This is a genomic window from Corynebacterium amycolatum (assembly GCF_016889425.1).
In the GTDB taxonomy this organism is placed as follows: domain Bacteria; phylum Actinomycetota; class Actinomycetes; order Mycobacteriales; family Mycobacteriaceae; genus Corynebacterium; species Corynebacterium amycolatum.
Map to the genome: position 1 here is coordinate 994,484 of NZ_CP069513.1, position 10,936 is coordinate 1,005,419.

General features: G+C 54.7%; 10 protein-coding genes. 7 read left to right on the plus strand and 3 right to left on the minus strand.

What is annotated here, in order from left to right; genetic code table 11:
- Positions 1 to 22 precede the first annotated feature (22 nt).
- From I6J19_RS04340 to I6J19_RS04350, 3 genes are all read left to right on the plus strand, one after another.
- Positions 23 to 1,234, plus strand: coding sequence for an acyl-CoA dehydrogenase family protein (locus tag I6J19_RS04340; protein ID WP_038626631.1), 1,212 nt, complete (start codon positions 23 to 25; stop codon positions 1,232 to 1,234).
- A 220-nt stretch (positions 1,235 to 1,454) separates the two neighbouring features.
- On the plus strand, positions 1,455 to 2,912 hold the full coding sequence (locus I6J19_RS04345) for a purple acid phosphatase family protein (protein WP_038626628.1): 1,458 nt from the start codon (positions 1,455 to 1,457) through the stop codon (positions 2,910 to 2,912).
- Positions 2,913 to 3,061: 149 nt separating this feature from the next.
- Entirely contained in the window at positions 3,062 to 3,889 is an 828-nt protein-coding gene (locus I6J19_RS04350; RefSeq protein WP_038626626.1) for a hypothetical protein, read from the plus strand.
- Between the two features lie 112 nt (positions 3,890 to 4,001).
- On the opposite strand, the gene I6J19_RS04355 is transcribed toward I6J19_RS04350, so the two are convergent.
- Positions 4,002 to 5,720, minus strand: coding sequence for an AMP-binding protein (locus tag I6J19_RS04355; protein WP_038626623.1), 1,719 nt, complete (start codon positions 5,718 to 5,720; stop codon positions 4,002 to 4,004).
- Positions 5,721 to 5,914: 194 nt separating this feature from the next.
- Here I6J19_RS04355 and I6J19_RS04360 point away from each other — a divergent pair, with 194 nt between their 5' ends.
- Positions 5,915 to 6,181: a hypothetical protein gene (locus I6J19_RS04360; protein ID WP_016421471.1), complete on the plus strand. Its 267-nt coding sequence runs from the start codon at positions 5,915 to 5,917 to the stop codon at positions 6,179 to 6,181.
- Between the two features lie 108 nt (positions 6,182 to 6,289).
- Here I6J19_RS04360 and I6J19_RS04365 read toward each other — a convergent pair whose 3' ends face one another.
- Positions 6,290 to 6,997: a hypothetical protein gene (locus I6J19_RS04365; RefSeq protein WP_187402504.1), complete on the minus strand. Its 708-nt coding sequence runs from the start codon at positions 6,995 to 6,997 to the stop codon at positions 6,290 to 6,292.
- Between the two features lie 2 nt (positions 6,998 to 6,999).
- Entirely contained in the window at positions 7,000 to 7,797 is a 798-nt protein-coding gene (locus I6J19_RS04370; protein WP_235191270.1) for a hypothetical protein, read from the minus strand.
- 336 nt (positions 7,798 to 8,133) lie between these two features.
- Between I6J19_RS04370 and I6J19_RS04375 the strand changes: the two genes are divergently transcribed.
- The 3 genes from I6J19_RS04375 to I6J19_RS04385 are packed head-to-tail and all read left to right on the plus strand — an operon-like array spanning position 8,134 to position 10,884.
- Positions 8,134 to 8,700, plus strand: a complete 567-nt coding sequence (locus tag I6J19_RS04375; RefSeq protein WP_224433512.1) for a hypothetical protein — start codon at positions 8,134 to 8,136, stop codon at positions 8,698 to 8,700.
- Positions 8,697 to 9,998, plus strand: coding sequence for a hypothetical protein (locus I6J19_RS04380; protein ID WP_016421467.1), 1,302 nt, complete (start codon positions 8,697 to 8,699; stop codon positions 9,996 to 9,998). The genes I6J19_RS04375 and I6J19_RS04380 overlap by 4 nt, the downstream gene beginning before the upstream one ends.
- Positions 9,985 to 10,884: a hypothetical protein gene (locus tag I6J19_RS04385; RefSeq protein WP_016421466.1), complete on the plus strand. Its 900-nt coding sequence runs from the start codon at positions 9,985 to 9,987 to the stop codon at positions 10,882 to 10,884. The genes I6J19_RS04380 and I6J19_RS04385 overlap by 14 nt, the downstream gene beginning before the upstream one ends.
- The last annotated feature ends 52 nt before the right edge of the window (positions 10,885 to 10,936 follow it).

Consider the following 10,936-nt stretch of genomic DNA (forward strand, 5'->3'; position numbering starts at 1 on the left):
AAAAGAATTAAGAGGAAAGAAAATGATTAACCTCGAACTGCCGAAGTTCCTCAAGGCGGGCGCGTCCCAGTCGCATCAGGCCGCCGCTGAGATCTTCCGACCGATTTCCCGTAAGTACGATCTCGCTGAGCACGAGTACCCGAAGGAACTCGACACCCTTGCCTCCATGATGGACGGCATGGCAGATGGTGGCCGTGGCTTCTCCGGTGCTTCCGGTGGACGTGGCGATGACAAGAAAAAGAAGCGTACCGGTGTGAAAAACGGTGGCAACATGGCTTCGCTGCTCAACGTTATTGAGACTTGCTGGGGTGACGTGGGTCTGACCCTGTCCCTGCCGTACCAGGGTCTGGGTAACGCAGCTATCGCAGCTGTTGCTACTGATGAGCAGCTGGAGGCTTTCGGTAAGACCTGGGCTTCCATGGCAATTACCGAGCCGTCCTTCGGTTCTGACTCCTCCGCTGTTTCCACCACTGCCAAGCTCGATGGTGACGAGTACGTCATCAACGGTGAGAAGATCTTCGTTACTGCTGGTGAGCGTTCCGATTCCGTCGTTGTGTGGGCGACCCTGGACAAGTCCAAGGGCCGCGCTGCCATCAAGTCCTTCCTGGTGAAGAAGGGCACCCCGGGCTTCACCGTGGAGCGCCTGGAAGAGAAGCTGGGTATTCGTTCCTCGGATACTGCAGTGCTCCGCCTGGACAACGTCCGCGTCCCGAAGGAGAATCTGCTGGGTTCCCCGGACATTGACGTTAAGAAGTCCTTCGCCGGCGCAATGGCGACCTTCGACAACACTCGTCCGCTGGTTGCCGGTATGGCCATCGGTGTCTCCCGTGCTTCGCTGGAAGAGCTGCGTCGCATTCTGGAAGAGGCTGGCATCGAGATTGACTACGATGCACCGGCACACACCCAGAGCGCTGCTGCAGCTGAGTACCTGAAGCTGGAGTCCGATTGGGAGGCTGCGTACCTCCTGGCTCTGCGCGCTGCGTGGATGGCTGACAACAAGCAGCCGAACACCCTGGAGGCTTCTGAGTGTAAGGCCAAGGCCGGCCGCGCAGGCACTGAGATCTGCTTGCGTGCCGTTCAGCTGGCAGGCACCTTCGGTTACTCCGAGCGTAACCTGCTGGAGAAGTGGTCCCGCGACGTCAAGATCCTGGATATCTTCGAGGGAACCCAGCAGATTCAGCAGCTGGTTGTTGCTCGCCGCACCCTGGGGCTGTCCTCCAAGGAACTGAAGTAATTACAGCTTCAGAGCAATCTACATACTGGTGAGCCGGTAAAAGTTCACTTGAGATGCTCAAGCCCCATTTCTTAAAACACCGTCCTTCCATGACCTGGTAGGGCGGTGTTTTATTTTGCGCTGTTGTAGTCGTGTGTCTTTTGTTGTTGTGCTCCTATTTTTCTGAGATTAGAGGAAGAGTTCATCTATTTTTCATCTTTAGGTTCTAGGCTTATTGGCCATGAGCATTTCCCGCCGGGCCTACCTCTCTGTTGCAACTCTTGCTGCAAGTTCAATGGCCGTCGCGAAAACCTCGGGAGCGTACGGCCTGGAGTACGTCACGTCGGGGCTGGGGCTTACCCAGTCGGATTCCAAGTCGTGGCAGGTACTGGCTAGCGACTTGGAGGTCATTACTGTTACAGATACGTCAGTGGCATTTACATGGGCAACATATGCTCCGGGAGTGCAGACAGCGTATGGCTTTATTAAACCGACCGTTCCTTCGGATGAGCGGGTGCTGCTTGCTCCAGCGGATTCAACGCAGCTAGAGCTCGTGCACGAGGGGTACTCAGAGTCGGGCTACCACCATGTGGTCATTGACGGGTTGGAGCCGGGACGGGAGTACCGCTTTGAGTGCTGGTCCCACAACTGCCGCGCGGTCCCATCGCTGAATATCACCATAAGCAAGACGGCGCCGGAGAAGACAGGCGTCGTAAGTACTCTGCCAGCGTTGGCGGGTGCACATTTGGCGACGTTCGCGCTGACGAATGACACACACATTGGTAAGCCCAATCACGACGGCATTCGCATTGGCAACCTCGGTCTTTCCTCTGATCCAGGAGAGCAGCCTTTCGCCTCTATGCAATTGCAGGGACTGGTGGACACGGTAAAGGCTGCCGGGTTAGACACTCTCGTCGTCAATGGCGATTGCACGGATAGCAACCGCCCTGAGGAGTATGACGAGCTCATCAGGGTTTTGGATACTTTCGGTGAGTTTGGGAAAAACTGGTTTGTCACCCGTGGTAATCACGATGTGCACCCGCCCGGACTGCCCAATATCAATGGTTTCCGGGGACGCGGAATCCGCAAGGGCAAGACCGCGGTTCCGGATTACTTCAGCCAGCGTCTTGTGCCGACGCAGCAGCACTGGTCGACTCGCGTCGGCGAAGTGCGTCTCATCGGTGTTGATACCGCCGAGTTTGGTTATGCAGGTGGGCGTATTAATGAGCGCCAGATGCGTGCATTGCGTGCTGAACTTGCAGAGGATCCAGAGCGTCCGACAATTTTGTTTGCGCACCACCCGTTTACTCAGGATGCGGTGCGTTCGCATTTCGGTGGTGAGGCATTCATGGTCGAGGCTCAACAGGCCAAGATTTTCCAGGAGATCCTGGCTGCCACGCCGGGCGCCAAAGGTGTGTTCGCTGGTCATACGCACCGTAGCCGTCGTGGTATTGCTGACTATGGGGATACGGACTTCTGTGAGCGGGGTGCTGCACTTGGCTATCCGGGTGGATACACGCAGATTCGAGTGCACACTGACGGTTACCAGATCAGCTACCACCGCACCACAACACCGCAGTCGCTGGCCTGGTCAACGAAGACTCGTTGGTCGATGTTCGGGTTGGAGCCAGAGTTTATGCTGGGAAAGATCTCCGATCGGAACTACGTCAATTTCTTCAAGAACAAAGTGCCACTCTGAGCTAGTGCTAGCTTCTAGCAGGGTACGCTGGGCAACGCATAGTGTTAATGGAAAATACGTAGTGGCAAGTTCCGCTGTGGGCGAAGTCGCAAGCCACCACGTTATTGGCCGAGCACAAGTGTGGCTCTGAAGTAATAAGGAATTTAGCGATGACCGACCAGTACAACCCGCGTTCGTCCTCCCCGCAGGATTGGGAGCAGGACGGTTATGCAACATCTGCCTGGGAGCAGCCGCAGGGTGGGGCTCAAGACGAGTACCAGCCTCAGTACCAGTACCAGTCGCAGGGGCCGAACCAGGGAGGTTCACCCCAGCAGTATCCGGCTTATCAGCAGGCTCCGGTACCTGAGCAGAAGAGCAACAACGGTCTGTACGTGGTTTTGGGCATCGTCGGTGTCGCACTTGCAGCGGTCGCCGGTATCGGTGGCGCGTACTACCTGAATAATTCCTCCGATAATTCCCCGCAGTCTCCCGATACGGTTGCGGCAGGGGACTCGTCGTCAAGCACTGCGTCCCCGGCGCCGGTGGAGACGTACACGGAAACCTATACCCAGACCGTCGAGCCGGAAACGACGAAGCAGCCGGAGAGCAGCGCTCCTACCACTACGCAGCGGGGAAATTTTGGTCTTCGCGCGTTCGGTATGAATCGCGATGATATCGATGCCAAAGGTTGGGTTGGCAGTACCGCTCGCTGCTCGGGTGGGTATTACGCGCGTGTGTTGGCGGAGACTTCTTCGGGTAAGGCCGTGATTTGTGAGAACTCCAATAACCGCCAGCAGCGCCATTACATTGGTGACTTCGGTGAGATTTCGGATACCCCGGATGCGTACACAGTAGATAGTTTCTCCGGGAACCGTGCTGTCGCGAAAAATGGTGGCTACACGTATACCGTCACTCCGAATGCGGTAACCGTGACCCAGGACGGCGAAGAGATTTTCCGTGAGCCCGTCACGGACTACGGTGTTTTGAACGCTGGCTAATCAGCTCTAGTTCTTCCTAGGACACGCAAAAAGGACGCGGTAAATTCCATAACGGAAGTTTTTACCGCGTCCTTTTCGTGTCTGCCGTTCGCTTTACGACGGTCCCTGCGCCCTAAGCCACCTTCTCCTCGGTGACATTCTCCCACGGCTTCGGCAGGTGGCGAGGAACCACCTTGCCGACTGCGTTGCGTGGCAGTTCATCGAGGAACACGGTCTCGCGCGGAACGGCGAATCGGCTGAGGCGCTGCTTGACGTATGTGCGAATCTGCTCATTGGTCAGGGCGCGGCCCTCAGGGGAGTCGTCGCGGACAACCCAGGCGACCAGGGCCTGACCGAAGCGCTCATCCGGGACACCTGCGACTGCGCACTCGCGGATACCCTCGAGCTGGCTGAGTGCATCTTCGGTCTGGCGTGGGAAGACGTTCTCGCCACCGGAGACAATCATGTCGTCCTCGCGACCGGAGATGTAGAGCAAGCCGTTTTCCATGCGACCCAGGTCACCGGTACAGACCATGCCGTCAATGACCTGCTTGTCCGCGCCCGGGCGGGTGTAGCCCTCGTACAACATGTTGTTGCCGACGAAGATTCGACCGGTCTCGCCGTCGGCGACGCGGTTGCCGTCTTCGTCGAGAATCTGGACACGAGTGCCCAGCGGTGCGCGACCAGCTGTGGTTGGGTTTGCCTTGAGCTCATCCGGGTTAGCAATGGTTGCCCAGCTGACCTCCGTGGAACCGTACTGGTTGTAGAGAACCGGCCCGAAGCGCTCGAGGGTCTTGGTGACAATTCCCTCTGGAATAGCCGAACCGCAGGATGCGATGACCTTTAGCGATGTCGCGCCGATGTCGTAGTTGTCCGGGAGAATCTCAATCATGCGCTGCAGCATGGTCGGCACCAGGAAGATGGTGTGCGGAGAGTGCTGCTCGATAATGCGCAGGCTGTCGGCTGGATCGAACTTGCGGCGCATAATCATGGTGGAACGCAGTGCGATGCACAGCTGCGCAGTCGCGAATCCCCAGGTGTGGAACAGCGGAGCCGCAAGGTAAGCCGGGCGACGCTGACGCAGAGGAATTCGGCTCATGATGGAAGATGCCGGCATCCAGCTGCGCGGCTCCGGACGCTTGGCACCCTTTGGAGTGCCGGTGGTTCCGGAAGTCAGAATAATAACGCGGCCACGGCGCGGGCGGGTTGGCAGCTCGGCGGTCGGCCACTTTGCCGGCGGTGCTGTCTTCAGCATCTCCTGCATGGAGGTCCAGCCCTCGCGAACGCAGGAGGTGTCACCGTAGTTTTCAAACCACGACACGGCGACCGGGCACTCATCGAAGTCCTCCGGCAGCATGTGAGTGAATTCCTCATCAATGAACAGGAAGTCAATCTTCTGTTCACGAATTACGGCCAGAGTCTGCTCGGCGGAGGCGCCGGTATTGAGCAGCACCAGGTCGGTGCCGAGACGACCGTGGGCACACAGAGCCATAATGAAACCGCGGTGGTTGCGAGCCAGCACACCGATGCGGTCGCGCTGCTGAATATCGCCGTGACGGAGTGCTCGCGCCAGGGCAGTGGAGCGCTCGTGCAGCTCCTCGTAGGTCAGCGAGCCGCCATCATCAATAATCGCAGTGTGGTGCGGATCGCGGCCGGCTGCAATGCCGAGGAGACCAGCTGGCAGGAAGTCCCAGCGGTAGATGGAACTTAATGCCTTACCAGCCGCGCCGGGCCCCATCGAGCCGAGGACGCCAGCCTGAGTCACCGGTGCGAGTCCGAGAACGAGGTCCGAGGTAGCTCGCGAAGCTTTGCGCACCTTATTGAGAATCGAGGTCTGTGGATTAGATGTCATAGTCACTCATCTTCCGTGGTTCATGTCCTGTGGTCTTCGGAGAGGCCTAATCAGGCGAAACCTCATCGGTAGGACTGCCGATTTAGTTTCTTTTACAGTAAGAATAAGTGTCCTAGGTCACTTTTGTGCGCCTTTTTGCAAAATTTTTTATCAGAAACGAATAGTTGTGAAGATATGAGGCGTGACCAGTGAAGATGGTCAAGTATCAGTTCTCTTTCGCAGCTCAATGGGTGCTGACCTTAGCCGGGGAGGGTTCTGGTTTGGAGCTGATTCTTTTGGGGAAAGCTCCTGAAACGTGTTCTAATCCAGCTGCGCCCTCGACTCGGTGGCGAAGGGCGAACCTATCCGATACGACTCCAGTCCAGACCACTACGGTGACGTCGACTGAGGAGCTGGACGATGATCGCGATGACGTTGATGACACGGATGATGATCGTGACGATGACCGTGTGAACAATTAGTCTTCTAATCGGCGCCGTAGATTTTGTGAATTATCGGCCCCACGTAACCCATGAACCCCAGCTCACTAGTGAGCTGGGGTTCATGGGCGTTTATGGCAGGGACGCTATTTATTGTTCTTCAGTGTCCGGTTTCTTATTGAGCTCAGCGGCATTACTGACCTTTTCGGCAATATCTGTGGCCTTTTCCTCTGCGTCGGCCCATGGCCCAGAGTCAGAGACCCACACATTGAGCCGAAGATAATCATCATTGTGGATGATTGATTTTAAGTAGCCGTCGGTTAATTTCCCTGTCTTGTCGTCACTACTTTCTCCGCTAACTAGAATGATGATCTCCCCGTCGGGATTTTCGAACTCGTACGAGCAGCCAACGCCTAGGGAGCCCCAACTAGTCTGTTGCGCCCCTGTTTCTGCGGGCATGTAGTCGCGAGCATCGCAGACGTTCAGCCAGTCGAGCGCCTTTTTGTAGTTATAAGCGGCTGCGGCAGCTTGGTCGGACTTGAGGCTCTCGCGATGAGTTTTCGAGTTCTTGTCCTCCAGCTCATCAATCTTTGTTTGCAGCTCGCTTTCCCGCTCCTCTGCCTGCTGTTGCAACGAGTAAATCTCTTCATTCGCGCTTGCAAGTTCGGACTCAGCATTCTTACCGCCCATGGCAAAACCTGCCGCGCCGGCAACAATCACTCCGACTGCGCCAAGGATGAGCGGCAACGTCAATGGCTTACTCTTTCCGGACTTAGTGCCGAAAGCTCTCTCCGACACTTTCTCGGAAGTGCCCGACTGGTTGCTATTCCACGGATCGATGGGTTCGTGAGTGCTCATTTTTATCCGACTACCTTTACTTTCTGTGCAATTGTGATGGGTTCGAATCCCGGTTGCTGGGCTGTCACAGCAACGATGTATTCACCGGGTCCTGTAAACGTTGCGTAGGCCTTCTCCCCAAACCGGCGAACGATTTGGCAAGGAGTATGTTGTCCAGTCACACCTGCGCTGGCACTTGCAGTCGGCTTGCCTTCGGCATCGTAGACCTCCACCTTGTTTTCGCAGGTTTCAGTTCCTCCGGTCTGGCTGAAATTCCACAGCAACCTGACGTTTGCTTCGCCATCAACCAGGGGATAGGTCAACAGGCTATTGGCCCCCTCGAAAGGAAACGTGATCCGAGCAGTGTCGAAGCCGCCCAATTCTTTTTGGTGAGCAGTTGCGTCAATCTTGACGTTTTGGCGCTTGGCGCTGCCAGGCTCCATGCCGCCAATTTTGGTCAGCTCCATCGAGCTGTTCAGCGTTACTACACCAGAGTCATCGTCCGAATCCGAAAGTTCGCTGTTGGGAGAATTCTTATCCTGCGAACTGTTGGCATATTCCTGTTCTGGATCTTCCGACTCGGTCGAACTCTCAGTCGAGCTAGGGGTCTCGGATTGTGCATCAGAAGCAGGGGACGTTTCTGTAACTGTCACCACTGCGGGGGACTCCGGGGCAGCGTTGTTAGTGGGCATACCTGAGCAGCCAATCAGGGTCAGGGCAGTCGCGGCGGCTGCCGCAGCCAAAACGTGCTTTGAATGAAACTGGGATGACATGGGCGTTAAAAACCTCCGAGTTAAGCGCCGAATAAGCGTTTTCTTCATCTGCTTGACGACGCTATAGCGGAGGCCTCAGAAGCGGTACGGGAGTTCTCCCGGTGACTTTCACTACCCGTGCAGGTTTAACTAAATCCTGTCGGGTTCAGCGAATTAATCGTTGGACAAAGGATTGAGGGAAAGAACCGTTTAATGAACCTCCAACAGCTGAAAGATGTGGCCAAAAGCTACTTCTCAAAAACCACAGATATTGTGAAGGGTGTTCCAGATCGTACTAAAGGTTGGCGCGGTGATTTGGAGGATCAAGGAATTATTCCAAACCGTGTTGGTGTAGATCAAGAAGGTCGTATCATTCCGCCATTTTTTGTTTGGTGGGCACCCTGGATGTTTCGAGTCGTACTCATTATCGCCGGATTCATAATTGGCGGAATTTTGGAATCCATCAATAGTGGACCATATCCAGATACGGCGATGTTGATTCCATTCGCCATGGGGTTTGCGATGTGGTTCTTGCGAAATCAGACTAGTTGGATTCCCGGCCTCATTATCACGGTGCTGGCAGTCACCGCAGCATCGCTTATGTCTAAAAGCGTCCTTATTTCGCTCGAAGCATTAATCCTTTTCGCTCTCGTAGTCCTAGTGGAATACATCTACGCTCGCGCCGCATTCGACTACAACACTGCCGCGGCGTTTGAAGAGATGAAGCAGGCGCTTTCCACGTACGGCACTGCCTATGAGCTTGAAGAACGAGAGGACACCAACGTCAACGGAGAGACTCTGACAACTGTCTCCGCGCTTGATTCGGGACGCCCTGCTCGGGCAATGATTCGACTGTTGCCGGAGCATGTAGACCCCGGATGGCTTATCGCAGTAGATCCCGCCAGGCGGTTTATGACAGGCCTATCTCCAGAACAGCGTGTTCGCATCAGTGAGATTCAGGAGCAGATGTGAGTCTGAATCCCGCAGTTCGAGACAACCTAGCTGAAAACTTATTTTCACCAGGCGCAGTGCCAACGGGCGCCAAGTTAGCTCAGCTGATTGCTGACATTCCCATGGGCGGAGATGCCTCTTCCTCGGATTTTTGGGAAGCGCGTGTCCGTTTAATTCGAGACCTGTTGTTCTTCGGTAAGCAGTCCCAGCGCGCACTGGACATTATCGATGAGCTGCACACCGAAGATTTTGTCGACGCAGTGCGAAAGAAGTTCGGTGTTTCTTTTCGACTTGTTCTCAAACGAGTACAGCGTCCTCAGTACTTCTTCACTGATGTGCAGATGAAGGCAGTTAAAGAGGGGTTCTTGAAGCCGTATGCAAAGGGCAGCGGAAAAGCGATTACCGAGCACGGGCTTGAAGAGTTCTTCGATCGGATATTGGTTCCAACGTCTAACCGCATGGAGCTCCGTGAATACGTCGACGTTGAAGATAGCCAGGAAATTGAGACTGATCCGACGAACAACGCGGAGAAACGAGTCTGGGCGGCCTTTGATGAGGCCAGTAGTGCAAATACCGACATTCGGTCGATTGCAGACGTCATTGCGAGCGGTTTTCGTGAACAGTCCGAAGGCTTTATTGACGGCAAGCCAATCGATAGCGACATGCTGAAGAGTGCAACTAAATCCATCGGTGCGAACTTTCGTACCGGTTCGCCAGAGGCTGAAACCCGCACCGGTTTTATTCGAAGGTTGCAAGCAGTCGATGATCCAGCGGATTTAGTGACTCGACATACTTTCGGTCTGCTTAACGACGGAACGTCGCTGGACCCAATGAGACTTCGTAAAGAATTGCAAATTGCTGAGGGAGCCTACTGTTCTAGTTCCGATTCAACAATTGAGAATCGCGTTCTTCAAAACGTCAATCCTGACGATGTCCTGAAGGCTGATACCGGAAGGGGAAAATCGGATTTTAAGACGCCCCATGCCGGTGAAGGGGATGCGATTGCCAAGGAGTTATTACGATTTCTTTCTCCATTTGTTGTGCTCGGTTTAATAGTGCAGTTCATGCAGGAGGGTAATGGATTTATTGCTGTACCGGTGCTGGCTATTTTTGTCGGTATCTTGTGGGCGTTGGTAAAGAAGCGAGTGGCAAAACGATGGATTGCTGTTTTTGGAATCGTATATTTCATTGCCATGGGGGTTATAAATGATAATTTCTATGAATTAGGATGGGTTCTATTTTCTATATTTATCATTACATTTGTGTCGATTGCCTATCTATTCGCTAAGGGGAAGGAATATAAAAATGGGGTTCTTTAATAACAAAAAGGATGAAAACAAAAGGTCGGTTAAACATTCAGACGGTCGTGCTGATGAGTATCAGGAACGAGATCCTAAGTATCCGGAGGTTGACTTCGGTGGAGCGCATAATTTCGCCCCGCTGCCGAATTTTGATGAGTCCTTCGGCCCCCGGGGCACGGTCGACAATGGTGATACCACAGGTCAGGAGCCGGTCGAGTATTCCGGAGATCCAAAACTAGACACCGACGAAGCTGCATGGTCCAAGGTTGAGAACGTCGAATTTGACGGTGTTGAATTTGGTGGTGCCGAGTTTGGCCATGATGAAGACACCGCGGAAGGAGTTCCAGCCCAGCAGGATTTTCCTCCCGCGACAGTGGAAGAGCTCCCAGAAACGGATGCTGAAAGTACCGCAGGTGTTGCGGCCGGGAACGTCGTAAAGCAGTTGGATTTGATTCAAACACGGCTGGACACAATGAACGCAGTATTGCGCTCTCAAAGTGAAGAGTTGGAAGCGCTGACTGATCGTCGTTGGTACGCCCAGTTGATGCCGCTGGCGGAAAAGTTGGCGGCCATCCATGACGGGATTTGCGCTGACCTTTCGCGGCTCGAAGAAACTACCGAAACTGATGGCAGTGACCTGTATTCGACCCTGGATTTCCTGCAGGACTCGATCGCAGATGCGCTTCAGTCCATGGGAGTGGCAATTACAGAGGCGAAGGTGGGCGATGCCTTTGATTCTTCAATTCACCGTCGTACCAAATTCGCGGATTCGGATAACCCCGCGCTGCACCGCACGCTGGCGCCATCACGACGAATCTCGCACTACTACACCTTCACCAGTTCTACCAGTCCAATTGTGGTGGCCAAGGCGCCGGTCACGGTGTACCGGCACAGCGGCAACTAGGCCAAAACTCGAGTCTGAACAGAGCACAGCTCGAGTCCGGCCAGCACACAAC